The sequence below is a fragment of the Cryobacterium sp. TMT2-15-1 genome (assembly GCF_004402345.1).
Classification (GTDB): domain Bacteria; phylum Actinomycetota; class Actinomycetes; order Actinomycetales; family Microbacteriaceae; genus Cryobacterium; species Cryobacterium sandaracinum.
Genome location: NZ_SOGD01000024.1, coordinates 1 through 16,497, shown reverse-complemented (window position 1 = coordinate 16,497; position 16,497 = coordinate 1). Strand labels below are relative to the sequence as shown.

12 protein-coding genes and 1 pseudogene are annotated in these 16,497 nt (G+C 67.4%); 6 read left to right on the top strand and 7 right to left on the bottom strand.

The features are described from left to right. The first annotated feature begins 55 nt into the window (after window positions 1-55). Window positions 56-556, top strand: coding sequence for a DUF6328 family protein (locus E3O62_RS05510; protein ID WP_134393561.1), 501 nt, complete (start codon window positions 56-58; stop codon window positions 554-556). Window positions 557-623: 67 nt separating this feature from the next. Here the strand turns inward: E3O62_RS05510 and E3O62_RS05505 are convergent, their stop codons facing one another. Together E3O62_RS05505 and E3O62_RS05500 are read right to left on the bottom strand one after the other, a co-directional pair. Further along, a complete protein-coding gene (locus E3O62_RS05505; RefSeq protein WP_134397814.1) occupies window positions 624-1,277 on the bottom strand; it encodes a thermonuclease family protein in 654 nt (217 codons plus the stop codon). Between the two features lie 84 nt (window positions 1,278-1,361). Beyond that, window positions 1,362-2,309, bottom strand: coding sequence for a DarT ssDNA thymidine ADP-ribosyltransferase family protein (locus E3O62_RS05500; protein ID WP_166786422.1), 948 nt, complete (start codon window positions 2,307-2,309; stop codon window positions 1,362-1,364). A gap of 187 nt (window positions 2,310-2,496) precedes the next feature. On the opposite strand from E3O62_RS05500, the gene E3O62_RS05495 reads away from it, so the two are divergent. Continuing rightward, window positions 2,497-4,779: an FdhF/YdeP family oxidoreductase gene (locus E3O62_RS05495; protein ID WP_134393558.1), complete on the top strand. Its 2,283-nt coding sequence runs from the start codon at window positions 2,497-2,499 to the stop codon at window positions 4,777-4,779. Window positions 4,780-4,873: 94 nt separating this feature from the next. On the opposite strand, the gene fmdA is transcribed toward E3O62_RS05495, so the two are convergent. The 4 genes and pseudogenes from fmdA to E3O62_RS17315 all read right to left on the bottom strand — a co-directional run. Then, a complete protein-coding gene (fmdA, locus tag E3O62_RS05490; protein ID WP_134393557.1) occupies window positions 4,874-6,130 on the bottom strand; it encodes a formamidase in 1,257 nt (418 codons plus the stop codon). Window positions 6,131-6,166: 36 nt separating this feature from the next. Further along, complete coding sequence (locus tag E3O62_RS05485) at window positions 6,167-6,457, bottom strand: FmdB family zinc ribbon protein (RefSeq protein WP_134397812.1); 291 nt, start codon at window positions 6,455-6,457, stop codon at window positions 6,167-6,169. An 18-nt stretch (window positions 6,458-6,475) separates the two neighbouring features. Then, window positions 6,476-6,856 carry an AmiS/UreI family transporter gene (locus E3O62_RS17320; protein WP_255573739.1) on the bottom strand — a complete coding sequence of 127 codons (381 nt, stop codon included), beginning with the start codon at window positions 6,854-6,856 and terminating at the stop codon, window positions 6,476-6,478. Between the two features lie 118 nt (window positions 6,857-6,974). Further along, window positions 6,975-7,076: pseudogene (locus E3O62_RS17315) on the bottom strand (transporter); the annotation flags it as partial. 898 nt (window positions 7,077-7,974) lie between these two features. On the opposite strand from E3O62_RS17315, the gene E3O62_RS05475 reads away from it, so the two are divergent. After that, entirely contained in the window at window positions 7,975-9,069 is a 1,095-nt protein-coding gene (locus tag E3O62_RS05475) for an S-(hydroxymethyl)mycothiol dehydrogenase (protein ID WP_134393553.1), read from the top strand. After that, window positions 9,069-9,698, top strand: coding sequence for an MBL fold metallo-hydrolase (locus E3O62_RS05470; RefSeq protein ID WP_134397811.1), 630 nt, complete (start codon window positions 9,069-9,071; stop codon window positions 9,696-9,698). Before E3O62_RS05475 ends, E3O62_RS05470 begins: the two co-directional genes overlap by 1 nt. Before the next feature lie 277 nt (window positions 9,699-9,975). On the opposite strand, the gene E3O62_RS05465 is transcribed toward E3O62_RS05470, so the two are convergent. After that, on the bottom strand, window positions 9,976-14,841 hold the full coding sequence (locus E3O62_RS05465; protein ID WP_134397810.1) for an NAD-glutamate dehydrogenase: 4,866 nt from the start codon (window positions 14,839-14,841) through the stop codon (window positions 9,976-9,978). Window positions 14,842-15,017: 176 nt separating this feature from the next. On the opposite strand from E3O62_RS05465, the gene E3O62_RS05460 reads away from it, so the two are divergent. Together E3O62_RS05460 and E3O62_RS17310 are read left to right on the top strand one after the other, a co-directional pair. Beyond that, window positions 15,018-15,998 carry an NAD(P)H-quinone oxidoreductase gene (locus tag E3O62_RS05460; protein ID WP_134397809.1) on the top strand — a complete coding sequence of 327 codons (981 nt, stop codon included), beginning with the start codon at window positions 15,018-15,020 and terminating at the stop codon, window positions 15,996-15,998. Window positions 15,999-16,079: 81 nt separating this feature from the next. Continuing rightward, window positions 16,080-16,208, top strand: a complete 129-nt coding sequence (locus E3O62_RS17310) for a hypothetical protein (protein WP_255570051.1) — start codon at window positions 16,080-16,082, stop codon at window positions 16,206-16,208. Window positions 16,209-16,497: the final 289 nt, after the last annotated feature.

Genomic DNA, 16,497 nt, shown 5'->3' with positions numbered 1-16,497 from the left:
GTTCCGTGCTCGCCGCGTGCGATCACGTTTTCGCAAAGCGCATTACGATCGGGGCATGAGCCTGTCAGGACCACCGGAACCCACGGCGACGGAGCCGGCATCCGCGCCCCGCCGCAACGAAACGGATGTCCAGCGCCTCGACCGCAATTGGCTCTCGCTGTTGCAGGAGCTCAGGGTCACCCAGACGGGCACCCAGATCGTGGGTGGTTTTCTGCTCGCCCTCGCCTTCCAACCGCGGTTCACCGAACTCGACCTGTACCAACTGACCGTGTATCTGATTCTTGTCGCCACGGCCACCACCACCACCGTTCTGGCGCTCGGGCCGGTCAGCCTTCACCGGCTGCTTTTCGGGAAGCATGCGATGAAGCAGATCGTGCGGATCGCCGACGTGCTCGTGCGGGCCACACTGGTCGGTGTCGCCGTGATCCTCGCCGGCACCACCCTGCTGGTCTTCGACGTGGTGCTGGGCCGAACGGCCGGTCAGGTGGCCGGGGCCGCGGTGCTTCTGGTCATCGTGGCGGTCTGGCTGGTCCTGCCGCGCCGGGCGAAGCGCTGAGGACGACGCGCTGAGGACGACGCGCGGGCGACGACGGGCGGGGATATCGGTGGCACGGCGCCGCGCATCAGCAGGCGCCCCACTGGCCCGCGCCCGCCGTCGTTGCGGCGTCCTCGGCCGTACGCAGCAGCGGGTAGTGCGCGTCATTCGGCGGGATCATCAGCGACTCGGCGGCGCCGCCGGCGACGAGCTCGTAGTTGACGAATCGCCCGTCCTCGGTCCAGAGATAGAACAGGCTACGGCCGTATCGGTCGGTCGGGTCCTGGTCGGCGGTGACCCAGGTGCGGCTGCCATCGGGGAGGAGTGCCCGCAACTGCTCCGTGGCCTGATCGCCGAAGCATTCGGCGCTGTCCCCCACCTCCGGCGTATCGATTCCGAGCAGTCGTACTTTGACGGCATCCGTCGTCGCCACCAGGGCGTTCGGCTGGTCCGTTCGCAGAAAAAGCGTGTCACCATCGTGCACATGTTCCACGGTCATCGGGACGGCTCCGCTCGGTCGCGCGGGGATGCCGCCGACCGCTGCCTCGACGGCGCCGTCCGCCACGGTCGCCACCGGACCGGTGCTCTCGCCGGTGCTCTGGCCGGAGCCTTGGCTCACCGAGCTCAGCAGGCTCTCGAACTCGGTCGCCAGGAATCCAGACTGTTGCACCCAGGCGAAGCCGAGTACTCCGAGAACGAGAACACCGATCGGCACGCGCGAGCGGCCCTGTCGTCTACCCATTCCCCGAGACTAGGGCAGCGCCGGACAGAACCGGACAGGGCAGGGCAGGCCCGGGGCGAGAGGGTGCTCCGGACGTCTGACCGGCTAGGGCGCTGCGGTTTCCTCCACGGCGTGGAACCACGGCGGGTACACGACGACCTTGGGCTTGTGCGCCGCGGCGGCGAGGATCGTGCGCACCGCGTCGCGCACCTTGTCGTTGGCGACGCCGACGAGCGTGACCAACTCGAACGGGAACGACTCGGTGACGAGCAGCTCCGCCTCCCGGATCTTCTGTGATTCCTGATCGGCGCGCAGCGAACGCAGCATGCGGTCGGCAGTCTCGGGAGCAGCGCCGAACCTGGTCAGGGCCCCGGCGGCATCCCCGTTGGTCACCGCGACGCTCGCTGCGACGGTTTCCTCGGCGCCGGCCTGGGCGTCGAGGAGCTTCTTGACCGTGCTGACCAGAATGACGAAGTCGTACGTCGGGGAGCGGTGCGCCTCCGGCGACAGGCGCGGATCGTTGGCTTCGGTGAGGAGGCTGTCCCACAGGCGCGCATTGGGCGAGAGGAAGAACGGCACGTAGCAGGCGACGCTCGCGCTGTCGTCTCCGGCGACGAGCGCGGCACGCCGGGCCGCGCGCTGCGGTGCCGACGACAGGTCGACGGCCGGCCGGGCGGTCCAGGCGTCGCTCGCGTCGGCAAGCAGGCGCCCGCTGTTCAGGATGCCGGCGAGGTTACGGATGTGGGTGACGTGGTAGATCCGCTGCTCACCGACGTTGTCGTGGGAGGATTTCGTGCTCCTGACGGGCTTCACGGTGCTGGCAGCCTTGGCGGTGGCCGGCTTCGCGGTAGCGGTCTTCGCGCTCAGGGTGGGGTTGGGTCCGCCCAGGGTGACGGTGCGCGGTGACGGCGAACTGCGAAGCGACGGTGCGCGTCCCGTCGACTTGCTCCGGCTGGCGCGGGTGGCCACGCCGGGCACGATTTCGGGAGCGGCCTTCGGGAAGCAGCTGGCGCAGAGGCCACCCTCGAGTCCATGGATGCATTCGTCGCTCAAGCTAGAAAAACCTTTCGTGTGCGTGGCCCCCACACTCTTCAAGTCCGATGCTCGAAGACCACATATCAACGGTACGGTCATTTCTGACCTCGTAGTGACCGATGGGGGGATTCGTTGGACCCATTTCGGACTGAGGGCGCGTCGCATATGCCTTGCCGCTCCCGGCAAGGGATGCTACTACCGATGTATGAGCAGCATTGACGATATCGACGAGGACAAGATCAAGGTCGGCACACCCCGGGAGTGGGCGGCGGGGGTGCCCGGCGTCACCCATGCGATGGGGCCGGCTTTCCGGCAGATGGGTGTGCCCCGCAGCCTGAAGGCACTGACCGCGATGAACCAGCGAGACGGCTTCGACTGCATGAGCTGCGCCTGGCCGGATCCCGATCGGCGCAAGATATTCGAATTCTGCGAGAACGGCGCCAAGGCGGTGACCTGGGAGGCCACCCCGGTCACGGTTCCCGCCGAGTTCTGGGCCCAGAACCCGATCAGCGAGTTGCTCACGAAGTCGGAGTACTGGCTCGGCATGCAGGGCCGCCTCGTGCAGCCGGTGCATAAGCCGGCCGGGTCCGAGCACTACCGGCCGATCACCTGGGACGATGCGTTCAACCTGATCGGCGAGACCCTCCGCGGGCTGGACTCGCCCGACCAGGCGGCCTTCTATACGAGCGGCCGCACGTCGAACGAGGCTGCCTTTCTCTATCAACTGTTCGTGCGCGCGTTCGGCACGAACAACCTGCCGGACTGCTCGAACATGTGCCACGAGTCGACCAGCCACGCGATGGCGGAGACCGTCGGGATCGGCAAGAGCACCGTCACCTACGCCGACTTCGCCCGTGCGGACCTGATCATCATCATGGGACAGAACCCGGGTAGCAACCATCCGCGGATGCTCACGGCGCTGGAAGAGGCGAAGGAGGCGGGCGCCGCCATCGTCGCCATCAACCCGCTCGTGGAGGCCGGGCTGATGCGCTATAAGAACCCGCAGCGGGTGCGGGGCGTCGTCGGGGCCGGAACCGTGATGGCCGACCAGTACCTGCAGATCCGGCTCGGCGGCGACATGGCCCTCATGCAGGCCCTCTCCCGCCGGGTGCTCGACGCCGAGGCCGCCCGGCCCGGAACCGTGCTCGACCATGAGTTCCTGCGTGAGAGCTGTGTCGGTCTGGAGGAGTTGCGCGAGCACCTCGCCCACCAGGATGACGATGCGGTCCTGGCGGCCACGGGGTTGCGCGCGGCCGAGATCGACGAACTGGCCGACCGGTATCTGCGGGCGGAAAGGGTCATCATCACTTGGGCGATGGGCATCACCCAGCACAAGAAGGCCGTGCCGACCATCCGGGAGATCATCAATCTGCTCCTGTTGCGCGGCAACATAGGCAAGCCCGGCGCGGGCGCGTCCCCGATCCGTGGGCACAGCAATGTGCAGGGCGACCGCACCATGGGCATCTGGGAGAAGATGCCACCGGTGTTCCTGGATGCCCTGGAACGAGAATTCGGGTTCGACCCGCCCCGCGTGGACGGCCTAGACAGCGTGAACTCCATTCGCGCCATGCAGGGCGGCCTGGTCAAGGTCTGGATCGCCCTGGGCGGCAACCTGGTCGGCGCGATCTCCGACACCGTCGTCGCCGAGGCCGCAATGCAGAAGACGGCGCTGAGCGTGCAGATCTCCACCAAACTGAACCGGTCCCACGCGGTGGTCGGCGAGCAGGCGCTGATCCTGCCGACCCTGGGCCGCACCGAAATCGACCTGCAGGCCACCGGCCCGCAGTTCGTGTCGGTTGAGGACACGGTCTCCGCGGTGCACTCGTCCACCGGCCTGCTCCCACCGGTGTCGGATCAGCTGCTTTCCGAGGTGGCCATCGTGTCGCGCCTCGCCCGGGCCGCCCTGGACGGCACCGCCTCGATCGACTGGGCCGGTTTCGAGAGCGACTACGACATCATCCGTGACCACATCTCGCACGTCATTCCCGGCTTCGCCGACTTCAACCAGCGCATCCGCCAGCAGGAAGGTTTCTCCCTCCCCCATGCTCCGCGCGACCTGCGCACGTTCCCGACCCCCAGCGGCAAGGCCCTGCTTACGGTCAACGAACTCGAGCCCCTCGAACGGCCGCCGGGGCGTCTGCTCCTGCAGACGCTGCGCTCGCACGACCAGTTCAACACCACGATCTACAGCCCCAACGACCGCTACCGGGGCATCAAGAACGGCCGCCAGGTCATCTTCGTCAACCCGGAGGATGTCGCGGAGCTGGGTCTGATCAGCGGCATGCTCGTCGATGTGCACAGCGAGTTCAGCGACAACGTCGACCGTGTGCTGCGGCGGCTCCGGCTCGTCGCCTACCCGAGCGCCCGCGGCTGCGCCGCCGCCTACTTCCCCGAGGCCAACGTGCTGGTGCCCCTGGATTCCACCGCGGAGGGCAGCAACACCCCCGTCTCCAAGGCGGTGCTGGTGCGACTGGAACCCTCGCGCTGACCAGATACACACCCTGACCAGAACGAAAGCGGGGCGCCCGATCCGCTGGACCGGGCGCCCCGTGTATGGGTAGTGTCGTGCCGCTAGCTCACCCTCACTTGTTGTTCGACCTTGGTGCGCCGATGCCTGGATCGATCTGGTGCGGCCCGGCGGCGGAGGGCCGCACGTCGAAGTCGAAGATCGCCGTGGGGATGTAGACGGTGGAGCAGGAGTTCGGGATGTCCACCACCCCCGACAGCCGGCCCTCGATCGGTGCGGCGCCGAGGATGATGTACGCCTGCTCCGGGCTGTAGCCGAACTTCACCAAATAGTCGATCGCGTGCAGGCAGGCCCGCTGGTAGGACAGGTGCGAATCCAGGTAGCGCTGCTCTCCGTCGAGGGTCACCGAGGTCCCCGAGAACGCCAGCCACTCGCTGTACCGAGGGTCGACGTTACCGGGCATGAAGATCGCGTTCTCACTCACGCCGTAGGTGTCCATCCCGCCCTTGATGAGGTCCACCCGCAGGTCGATGAACCCGCCCATCTCGATGGCGCCGCAGAACGTGATCTCACCGTCACCCTGGGAGAAGTGCAGGTCGCCGAGAGACAGGTTGGCTCCGTCGACGAACACCGGGTAGAAGATGCGGGTGCCCTTGGACATGTTCTTGATGTCCTGGTTGCCGCCGTTCTCACGTGGCGGGGCGGTGCGAGCCGCTTCGCCGGCCACCCGGTCGAACTCGGATGCGGCGAGGCTGCCGAGCACCGCGAACTGAGGCTCGGGCGGCAGCGCCAGTGGCGGAACCCGGTTGGGGTTCGTCTTGATCAGGTCACCCTCGCGTTTGTTCCACTTCGCGAGCAGCTCGGCCGACGGCGCAGTGCCCATCAGACCCGGGTGGATCAGGCCGGTGAAGGAGACGTCGGGTACGTGGCGGGAGGTCGCGGTCTGGCCGGTGAAGTCCCAGATGGCCTTGTAGGCATCCGGAAACTGGTCGACCAGGAAACCGCCGCCATTGTTCTTGGCGAAGATGCCGGTATAGCCCCAGCCCTGCCCGGCGAGGGGTCCGGCATCCTCCTGCGGGATCGGGCCGACATCGAGGATGTCAACGATGAGCAGGTCTCCCGGCTGAGCACCCGCGACAGCGAAAGGTCCACTGAGCTTGTGCACCGTCATCAGCGGTGCATTCAGGATGTCGTCGGCCGAGTCGTCATTGACGATCGCACCGTCGAACCACTCCCGGCAGTCGACCCGGAACGATTCTCCCGGCTTGACTGTGGCCACGGGAGGAATCTCCGGGTGCCATCGGTTGTGGCCGACGAGCTCCTGGTCCTCGAATTTCTTGCTGGAATCCAGGGGAAATATTTTCTTGGGCATGTCGTCTCCTGTACTGGTCGAGCCGGACCGGACTGCTTAGGGCCGCGGCAGTTTCTGATGAAGCGGATTGGACGTGTAGCGCGGGGTCTGGCCCGTGCGCACCCCGGGCTTCTTCGAATCGACGACGGCCGGTTCGTGTGCGCTGCGATTGGCCGCGTCGATCAGCGCGAACGCCGACGAAGCCGTCCGGGAGATATGCGGGGCGGTGATCCGGCGCCGGGCGTCGCCCCGACAGGTCGGGCAGGCCACGACATCCGGCGCCGTGCCCATCGGAAGAATCAGCTCAAAGCTCAAGCAGTCGGCGCACAGGAACTCGTAGATGGGCATGGAGGTTGCGTTCCCTTCTCAGGCGGGCCGGGTCGACGCCGCGGGCCGGGTCGACGCCGCGGGTTCGGTCGATTGCCGCGAGGGGACGGGGCCGTGCCCCAGCACCCACGCCACCCCCAGTGACAGCGCGGCGGCGAGCGCCACGATCAGCGCATAGCCCGTGTTGGTGTCGTATTCACCGAGCAGCAGCAGGAACGCGGGGATCGTTCCGGTCATGTGGCTGATGAAGATGGTGAACCAGCCGGTCGTGCGGGTCAGAGACCCCCTGCCGAGGCCCAGCACGAGGAAGAAAAGGAACCAGAGCACCGCCCAGATGAGCCAGATGACACCGAAAACGGGGTCCTCCAGCAGGGTGAACTGAAGAATGCCGATGACCGTGGCGCAGAAAACCACGAACAGCGAGAACCAGCCGAGGCCCTCCCCACTGATGCCCGTGAACTGCAGAATCGCTACATAAGAGGTACGTGAAGCCGAAGAGGTAGAGCCCGGACGCCCCGAAGATGGTGGACAGGTCGCCGTCGGCTCCCAGGATGATCAGCGTCGGGAAGATCACCTGCATCCCGCCGACGAAGAAGTTGAGGATTCCGGCCGACTTGCCTGGAATCACCCCCACCAGCATCAGGCCGTTGATGAAGAGAACGGCCCCCACGTACAGCAAACCCACTGCGCCCATCAGAGAACTCCCGTGCTCAGGAGCAGTCGCAAGACTCGTCACAACCGCTCGGTTGGCGGAGACCGCGCTCGAACACCAGTCACGGTAGACCGGGCCCCCGGGGGTGTCAACGGAGGCAGGTGAAGACCAGACTGAGCCCCCGCCCGGTGAGAAACGACACCGACTTGGACAGCAGGACCACGAAGCTCACGGCTGTCGCGGCGCTCGTCGGCACCGTCGGCACCGTCGGCACCGTCGACAGCCGGCCGATGGTGGTGCGTGCCGGCCGGAACGCAGCCCGGGGTCCAGAACCCGGCCGACGTCAGGTGTCCCGAGCGGGGGTGTCACAGCACCGATCCGGTGCCGGAGCGAGTGCTGCCGCACCGAGCGCATCCGTTGCGATACTTGAAAGTTCGTAGTCAAAATTGTCAATTTTCCTAGACATCCGGGTCGCGGTCTGCCTACACTGGAAGCTTGCGAATGCCCTTCTCTGGGCTGGGGAACTCGTTTGCAGAATCGAAACTGAACTCCGAATGAACGACGACAAAGTGCTCCCCACACCGACCTGCGCTTCCTGCTATGACCCGATGGCGCCGGTCGGCGGCGACTGGTGGTGCGATCACTGCCAGGAGTTCGCATAACCGGTCTCGCCTCGGCCGGTTGCGTGGCTCCGCGCGCGACATCCGCACCGTGAACCCCTAACGAATTTGACTGTGATTTTGTCTCTACGAGCCTGTTTCGGACCGAAACGGGCTCTCTCTGGCACACTCTCCGTCGAGTTGGTGAGACAGGGCGGGGCAGGGAGTTTAGGTAGTGTAGTTGGGTTCCACCACCGCCTGTCCGGGCACCAACCCAGAGGAGTCCCATGTCGATCACCGTTAAAGGCGTCATCGCTCGATCGAAGGGCGCGCCGGTGGAGCTTGTCGACATCGTCATCCCCGACCCCGCTCCCGGTGAGGTCGTCGTCGAAATCGAGACCTGCGGCGTCTGCCACACCGACGTGCACTACCGTGAGGGCGGAATCAACGACGAGTTCCCATTCCTGCTCGGCCACGAGGCCGCCGGCCGGGTCAGCGTCGTCGGCGAGGGCGTAACCCACGTCGCCGTAGGCGACTTCGTCGTGCTGAACTGGCGCGCCGTCTGCGGCGACTGCCGCGCCTGCAAGCGCGCCGAGCCCTGGTACTGCTTCAACACCTTCAACGCCACCCAGAGGATGACCCTCACCGACGGCACCGAGCTCAGCCCCGCTCTCGGCATCGGCGCATTCGCCGAGAAGACCCTCGTGCACGAGAAGCAGTGCACCAGGGTCGACCCTGCCGCCGACCCTGCGGTCGTCGGACTGCTCGGCTGCGGCATCATGGCCGGCATCGGGGCCGCCATGAACACGGGCAACGTGACCTGGGGCGACTCGGTCGCCGTGATCGGATGCGGCGGCGTGGGCAACGCGGCGGTCGTCGGGGCCCGGCTCGCCGGGGCATCCGTCGTCATCGCGATCGACCGCGACGCGAAGAAGCTCGTGACCGCCCAGACGCTGGGCGCCACCCACACCATCGACTCAGCCGGCCTCGACGAGGACGGCGTGGTCGCGGCCGTGCAGGCACTGACCGGCGGTTTCGGTGCGGATGTCGTGATCGACGCCGTCGGGCGTCCCGAGACCTGGCGGCAGGCGTTCTACGCCCGCGACCTGGCCGGCACCGTCGTGCTGGTGGGCGTGCCGACCCCCGAGATGATGCTGGAGATCCCGCTGCTCGACGTGTTCGGCCGGGGCGGTGCTCTGAAGTCGTCCTGGTACGGCGACTGTCTGCCGGAGCGCGACTTCCCGATGCTGACCGACCTCTACCTGCAGGGCCGCTTGCCGCTGGACGAGTTCGTCAGTGAACGAATCGGAATCGGACACATCGAGGAGGCCTTCGCGAAGATGGCCCGCGGCGACGTGCTGCGCTCCGTGGTCGTGCTCTGATGACGGCGCGGATCGAACACCTCATCACCTCAGGCAGCTTCAGCCTCGACGGCGGCACCTGGGACGTGGACAACAACGTCTGGATCATCGGCGACGACGACGAGTGCGTCGTGGTCGACGCGGCCCACGACGTCGACGCCATCCTCGCCGCGGTCGGCGACCGCAAGCTGGTGGGCATCCTCTGCACGCACGCGCACGACGACCACATCGGTGCCGTCGCCGGGGTGCAGGCCGCGCACACCGCGCCGACCTACCTCCACCCCGACGACATGATGCTGTGGGACCGGGTCTACCCGGATGCCCCGCCGAGCCGTCCGCTCGAGAACGGCCAGCGCATCCGGGTGGCCGGTATTGAACTCGAGGTGCTGCACACGCCCGGGCACTCCCCCGGCGCCGTCTGCTTCTATGCGCCCGCGCTCGGCACTGTCTTCAGCGGCGACACGCTGTTCCACGGCGGACCCGGCGCGACCGGCCGGTCGTTCAGCGATTTCCCCACGATCCTCGCCTCGATCAAGGGCAAGCTGCTGATGCTCCCGGCGAGCACCGTCGTGCTCACCGGCCATGGCGAGTCGACGACAATCGGCGCCGAGGCCGGGCATCTGGATGAATGGATCGCCCGCGGCCACTAGGTCGTGACCCGGAAAGACCGCCCGGGACATCCGGCGAGCGGCGCCGCCGATGCGGTCAGAATCCGTTTTTGGCAGCACGGATTGTGGCTAACTCAGGAGATCCCCGCGCCCGGCCGGCACCCGCCTCGTGATTCCGCGGCCGATGCCGGCCCACACTCATCAGGCTCACCATTCTCCTGAGTTAGCCCCAAACGGGCGGTGGCAGCGGGCAGTAGTAGTGGGTGGCAGCGAGCGAGCAGCGCGCAGCGCGTTGCGACGGATGCCCGCAGCCGGCAGGTCAGCGGCGCACGATCGAGCGCAGTAGCCGCACAACAACGGACAGGGACGCCATGTCGTCCTGACCGAGGGCGTTGACCTCCTCGAACACGCTGCGAGCCCGTCCCAGCTGTTCAGCGTTGAGCGCCTCCCAGGCAAGCAGTCGGGCGTCGGCGTGGCCGGCATGCGTTTCCTTCAGCACCGCCCGCGTCATATCGGCGACCGTCGAGTACAGGTCGTCGCGGAGGGCGGCGCGGGCCAGGGCCTGCCAGCGGTCCTTGCGCGGCAGCACGGTGATGCGCTCCAGCAGGTTGTCCACCCGGAATCGATCGTAGACCGTGTAGTAGACGCCGGCGACGTCGGCCAGAGGCTCATCGACCTGGGCGGAGATCTGCGCCACGTCCAGCAGGGCGAAGGCCTCGAAGAGTTCTGCCCACCGGCGACCGAGGTTCTCCGGAACGCCCCACTCCTGGGCGGTCTCCAGCAGGGACTGCACGCGTTTGAGGTCGCCGCCCTTGAGGTAATCCTCCAGGTGGGCCCGCATCAGGTCCATCTGCGGTTTGTACTGGGCCACCACCTCGCCCACCGGTCGCGACGCCCCCTGGTTGACCTGCCAGCGCACGGCCCGGTCGAGCAGGCGACGGATGTCCAGGTGGATCGACGTCCAGTGCTTGGTCGGGAACGACGACGGCAGGGCGTTGACCTCGGCGACGAGCACGTCGATTTCGAAGATCTCCCGCAGCGCGACGAACGCCTTCGCGACCGTGGCCTGGTTCGCCGAGGTCTCCTCCATGGCCCGGAAGGCGAAGGTCACGCCGCCGAGGTTGATCATGTCGTTCGCGACGACGGTGGCGATGATCTCGCGGCGCAGCGGATGCGTGTCGAGCTCGGCGTCGAAGCGCTCGGACAGCTGCACCGGAAAGTACCGGCGCAGGGTTCGGCCGAACCAGGGGTCGTCGGGCAGGTCGCTGTCCCGCAGCGTGGTCGCCAGATCGATCTTGGCGTAGGCGGCCAGCACGGACAGCTCGGGTGAGGTCAGGCCCTGGCCCGTTTCGAGGCGCTCCCGCAGCGTCGCCGTGGTGGGCAGCGCCTCCAGCTCGCGCTTGAGGTCGCCCGAGGCCTCCTGCCAGTCCATCAGCCGTTCGTAGCTGGGGCTCCAGGTGGTCACCTTCGCCCGGTCGTTGAGCAGCAGAATGTTCTGGTCGACGTTGTCTTCCAGCACCAGCCGCGCCACCTCGTCGGACATGGAGGCGAGGAACTCCGACCGCTCCGACTCGGCCAGCTTGCCGGCGGCCACCATCCGGTCGACGAAGATCTTGATGTTGACCTCGTGGTCGGAGCAGTCCACCCCGGCGGAGTTGTCGATCGCGTCGGTGTTCAGGATCACGCCGGTGAGGGCCGCCTCGATGCGCCCGAGCTGGGTCATCCCGAGGTTGCCGCCCTCGCCGACGACCTTGACCCGCAGCTCCCGGCCGTCGACCCGGATGGCGTCGTTCGCTTTGTCGCCGACCTGCGCGGCCGTCTCGCCGCTGGCCTTCACATAGGTGCCGATGCCACCGTTGTAGAGCAGGTCGGCCGGGGCGGTCAGGATGGCGCGGAGCAGTTCCGGCGGGCTCAGCCGCACCGTCCCGTCCGGCAGCCCGAGTGCGGCGCGCACCTCGGCGGAGATCGGCACCACCTTGGCCTGGCGCGGGAAGACCCCGCCGCCGGCACTGATCAGGCTGGTGTCGTAGTCCGCCCACGACGACCGCGGCAGGGCGAAGAGGCGCGCTCGTTCCTGGAAGGAGCGCGCGGCATCCGGAGTCGGGTCCAAAAAAATGTGTCGGTGGTCGAAGGCCGCCAGCAGACGGATGTGCTCCGAGAGCAGCATGCCGTTGCCGAAGACGTCGCCGGACATGTCGCCCACGCCGACGACCGTGAAGTCCTCGGCCTGCGTGTCGACGCCCAGTTCGCTGAAGTGGCGCTTGACCGACTCCCATGCACCGCGGGCGGTGATGCCCATGGCCTTGTGGTCGTAGCCGACCGAGCCGCCGGAGGCGAAGGCGTCGCCCATCCAGAAACCGTATTCGGCGGCGAGGCCGTTGGCGATGTCGGAGAAGGTGGCCGTGCCCTTGTCGGCCGCGACGACCAGGTAGGAATCGTCGTCGTCGTGGCGCACCACCCGGGCGGGGGGCACGAGCTGCTCCCCGTCCGCCGTGGTCACCAAGTTGTCGGTGAGGTCGAGCAGCCCCCGGATGAAGGTCTTGTAGCTCTCGATGCCCTCAGCCATCCAGGCCGCGCGGTCCAGCGCCGGATCGGGCAGCTGCTTGGCGAAGAAACCGCCCTTGGCGCCGGTCGGCACGATCACCGCGTTCTTGACCGTCTGCGCTTTGACCAGGCCGAGCACCTCCGTGCGGAAGTCCTCCCGCCGGTCCGACCAGCGCAGCCCGCCGCGGGCCACCTTGCCGAAGCGGAGGTGGACACCCTCCACCTGCGGGGAGTACACCCAGATCTCGTACTTCGGTCGCGGAAACGGCAACAGCTCGATCGAGGTCGGGTCGAGTTTGATGCTCAGGTAGGGCTTGTCCTGGAAGAAGTTCGTGCGCAGCGAGGACTCGATCAGGTTGATCAGGGTGCGCAGCACCCGGTCGGCGTCGAGCGTGGTGACCGCTTCCATGGCCGCCGTCAGCTCATCCTTGACCTGCTGGCTGCGACGGATGCGCTCCGGCTCGGCCAGGTCCGGATCGAACCGCGCCTCGAAGAGCGCCACCAGCCCTCGGGTGACGGCCGGATTGGCCAGCAGGGTATCGGCGATGAAGCCGTAGGAGTTGGTGTTTCCGGCCTGGCGCAGGTACTTGGCGTAGCTGCGCAGGATGACGACCCGGTGCCAGGGCATGCCCTCCCGCAGCACGAGTCGGTCGAGGCCGTCCGACTCGATGGCCCCGCTGACGGCGGCGCCGAAGGAGTCGGCGAGGAGTGCGCCGGTCGCAACCGGGTCCACGCCCTCGGGGTAGCTCAAGCCCAGGTCATAGAGGTAGAACGCGCGGCCGTCGGCGGTCTCGATCTCGAAGGGCACCTCGTCGAGCACCTCGATGCCGAGGTTCTGCAGGAACGGCAGGATCTGGCTGAGGCTCTTGGGCTCCATCATGTAGAGCTTGATCCGGGCGTCCTCCACCGTGACGCCGCGTCCCGCGGTGCTTCCGTCGTCGGCGTCGATGACCGTGTCACCGGCGCCCGTGCCGGTCGGAAGATACACGTTCAGCGCCGGCCGGATCGGCCCGGTCCCGGCGGCCTCCGCCGCGGCGGCCGCCGCGGCGCCGGCCTCGAATCGCCCGATGTCCTGCACGGCCTCCTCGAGCTCGTAATCCACCCGGTAGCTGGCGGGGAACGCCTCCGACCAGAGTTCGGAGAGGCGCTCCGCCTCGTCCAGCGGGTGACTCGCGCGCAGTTTCTCGCCGATCCCCTCGGGCCAAGACCGCACCGCCATCACCAGCCGGTGCTCCAGTGCGACGGCGTCGACGACACCGACCGTGTCGTTCTTCTGCAACCGGATGCGGAAGAACAGCCGGGCCAGCGCGGACTCGGTCATTCGGGCCTCGAAGTCGACGGACTCGGCGTGGAAGGTGTCCCGCAGCTCCTTCTCGATCCGCAGCCGCACGGCGGTGGTGTACCGGTCGCGGGGGAAGTAGACCAGCGCGGTCATGAACCGACCGTAGACATCCGGGCGGAGGAAAAGCCGGGTGCGCCGCCGCTCCTGCAGACGTTGGATGGCCAGCGTGGTGGTGAACAGGGTGGGCACGTCGATCTGGAACAGCTCATCGCGGGGGTAGGTTTCCAGGATGCCGAGGAGTTCCTTGCCGCTGTGCGACCCTGGTGGGAACCCGGCCTGGTCCATCACGGCGTCGACCTTTTCGCGCAGGATCGGCACGTCCCGCACCGAGCTCGTATACGCCGTGGCGGCGAACAGGCCGATGAAGCGTTGCTCCCCCCGCACGTTGCCGTCCGCATCGAAAGTCTTGATCCCGATGTAATCGAAGTAGGCCGGGCGGTGGACGCTGGAACGCGAGTTCGCCTTGGTGATCACCAGGGCGCTGCGCTCGCGCGCTTTGAGCCGGCCGGCATCCGTCAGGTGCTGAATCTGGTGGCCGTCTTCGGTGGAGCGCAGCAGCCCCAGGCCGCTGCGGTCACGGATGCTCAGCACGTCCTCTCCGTCGACGGTCTCCAGGTCGTACTCCCGGTAGCCGAGGAAGGTGAAGTTGTCGCGGTCGAGCCAGCGCAGTAGTTCCTGCGCCTGCTTGATCTCCTGGATGCCCTCGGCGTGGGCGACATCACCGAGCGCGTCGGCGATCTCCACGGCCTTCGTTCGCATGGCCTGCCAGTCCTCGTTGGCGGCGCGAACGTCGCCGAGGACCGTGGCCAGCCCGGCGACCAGAGCAGCCCGCGCCTCGTCGTTGGCGGTTTCGATCTCGATCGCGATCCACGACTCGACCTGGGTGACGGTCTCGTCGACGTCACCGGGCCGGGCGCCGTCGCCGCCGTGCACGCGGGTGACGCCGAGGAGCTCGTTGGTGTTCCGGTCGCGGGTCACGACGAGGAGCGGGTGCACCTCGAGGTGGATGGCCGAGTGTTGGCGCACCAGCTCGGCGGTGACCGAGTCGACCAGGAATGGCATGTCGTCGGTGACGATGTAGACGATGCTGCGGCCGGCTTCGTTCCGGATCTCGATGTTCGGGGTGCCGGGGGTGCGGCTCTGGGCGACCTGACGATGCTGGACGGCCCGCTCGCGGAGGGTTCCCCCATCGGAGTTCTGCCGGTCTTCCCCGGCCAGGTGCTCGTAGTAGTCGCCCAGGAAAGCGTCCAGTGTGCTGTCTGCCGGTGATTTCCCGGTGCGGGTGGACTCAGACGTCATTGAAATAAGCCTCCATCAGAAAATCTCCGCGTCATTGCGGATCACGTGCGTACGAACCACGGCATGCTACGGCCACGCCCCTGTCTACCATCGTAGATTCGGTGGCCGGGTTCCACAGACCGAACCACCGCGCAGTGGTGGATCCGTCGCAAAGTGCACGCGCGTAGGCTGACCCGATGCGCGCGATCATCGTAGACACCCCCGGCGGCCCCGATGCCCTCACCCTCACCACCGTGGACGACCTGCCCATCGGGCCCTGCGACATCCGGATTCGGGTCGCCGCGGCCGGCGTGAACCGGGCGGATGTCGCGCAGCGGCTGGGCAGCTACCCGTCGCCGGCCGGGGCGCCGCAGTGGCCCGGCCTGGAGGTGTCCGGAGTCGTCAGTGAAGTCGGCGCCGGGGCAAAGCGGTTCGCGGTCGGCGACCGGGTGTGTGCCCTGCTGGCCGGCGGCGGCTACGCCACCGAGGCCGTGGTGCACGAGGACCTGGCCCTGACCGTGCCCGACTCCATGGACCTCGTCGAGGCGGCGGGCCTGCCGGAGGCGCTGGCCACCGTGTGGTCGAACGTGTTCCTGAGCGCGGGGCTGGCCGCCGGGGAGACGCTGCTCGTGCACGGCGGCACCAGCGGCATCGGCACCACCGCGATCCAGCTGGGCGTGCTCGCTGGCGCGCGGGTGGCCGTGACGGCCGGCTCAGCCGAGAAGCTGGCGGTGTGCCGCAGCCTGGGCGCGGAAATCTTGATCAACTACCGCGAGCAGGATTTCCCCACCGAAATCCAGACCGCCACAGAGGGGCGCGGCGCCGACGTGATCCTCGACATCATCGGCGGCTCCTACGCGGCCCGCAACGTGGCGGCACTGGCGGTCGACGGCCGCATCATGGTGATCGCCAACCAGAGCGGCGAGAACGCCGACTTCAATCCGTTCCATCTGATGCAGAAGCGCGGCCGGTACTGGGGTACCACCCTTCGCTCCCGCCCGTTCGAGGAGAAGGCGGCCATCATGCAGGCCCTCAGGGCGGATGTCTGGCCCTGGCTCGAATCCGGCCGCTTCCGCCCGGTGATCGACAGCATTTTTCCGTTTGAGAAGGCCGCCGAGGCACACCGGCGGCTGGAGGCATCCGTTCACGTGGGCAAGATTCTGCTGGTCGGTGATTGAGCCCGTCGGGACTCGGGACTCGGGACTCGAAACTCGGGACTGAAACATGCGCTGGAAAAAAGATCTAAGGGAGGATGAGTCATGGACAGCATCAGTCTGTTCGTGCCGATCCTGCCCGGCAAGCTCGACGCCTGGAAGCAGTTCACCAGGGAGTCGAGCGCGCGCATGGGCGAGCACGCGGAGTCGCGCCGGCGGGCCGGCATCACCTGAGAAACTGGCACACCGAGAGCCAGCGGCAGGCCACGGCCAGCTTCGACACCGAGTGAGGATGCCGCCGTGGATCCAGAGCTGCTCCACGTTGGTCGGCTTCCACTCTGTCGGCGACCTCCGGCGACACGAGGTCGACCAGCCATCCGTCCCGAACGAATTCGACGGAGATTCTGCCGAAATCTGCCCTAAACGGTATTTGTCAACCTGTGTGAGACAGGTTGAGGATGGTTTTTTGGTGCGGGTCGTTGATGCAGACGCGTCGGGGCAGGGTGGGTGGTTTGGGGCGGTG

Excerpts from the sequence above, each read along its gene's own strand:
- E3O62_RS05495 (WP_134393558.1), top strand. The coding sequence starts at position 2,497 with ATGAGCAGCATTGACGATATCGACGAGGACAAGATCAAGGTCGGCACA.
- E3O62_RS17310 (WP_255570051.1), top strand. The coding sequence starts at position 16,080 with ATGGACAGCATCAGTCTGTTCGTGCCGATCCTGCCCGGCAAGCTCGAC.
- E3O62_RS05510 (WP_134393561.1), top strand. The coding sequence starts at position 56 with ATGAGCCTGTCAGGACCACCGGAACCCACGGCGACGGAGCCGGCATCC.
- E3O62_RS05460 (WP_134397809.1), top strand. The coding sequence starts at position 15,018 with ATGCGCGCGATCATCGTAGACACCCCCGGCGGCCCCGATGCCCTCACC.
- E3O62_RS05485 (WP_134397812.1), bottom strand. The coding sequence starts at position 6,457 with ATGCCCATCTACGAGTTCCTGTGCGCCGACTGCTTGAGCTTTGAGCTG.
- E3O62_RS05475 (WP_134393553.1), top strand. The coding sequence starts at position 7,975 with ATGTCGATCACCGTTAAAGGCGTCATCGCTCGATCGAAGGGCGCGCCG.
- E3O62_RS05465 (WP_134397810.1), bottom strand. The coding sequence starts at position 14,841 with ATGACGTCTGAGTCCACCCGCACCGGGAAATCACCGGCAGACAGCACA.
- E3O62_RS05505 (WP_134397814.1), bottom strand. The coding sequence starts at position 1,277 with ATGGGTAGACGACAGGGCCGCTCGCGCGTGCCGATCGGTGTTCTCGTT.
- fmdA (WP_134393557.1), bottom strand. The coding sequence starts at position 6,130 with ATGCCCAAGAAAATATTTCCCCTGGATTCCAGCAAGAAATTCGAGGAC.
- E3O62_RS05470 (WP_134397811.1), top strand. The coding sequence starts at position 9,069 with ATGACGGCGCGGATCGAACACCTCATCACCTCAGGCAGCTTCAGCCTC.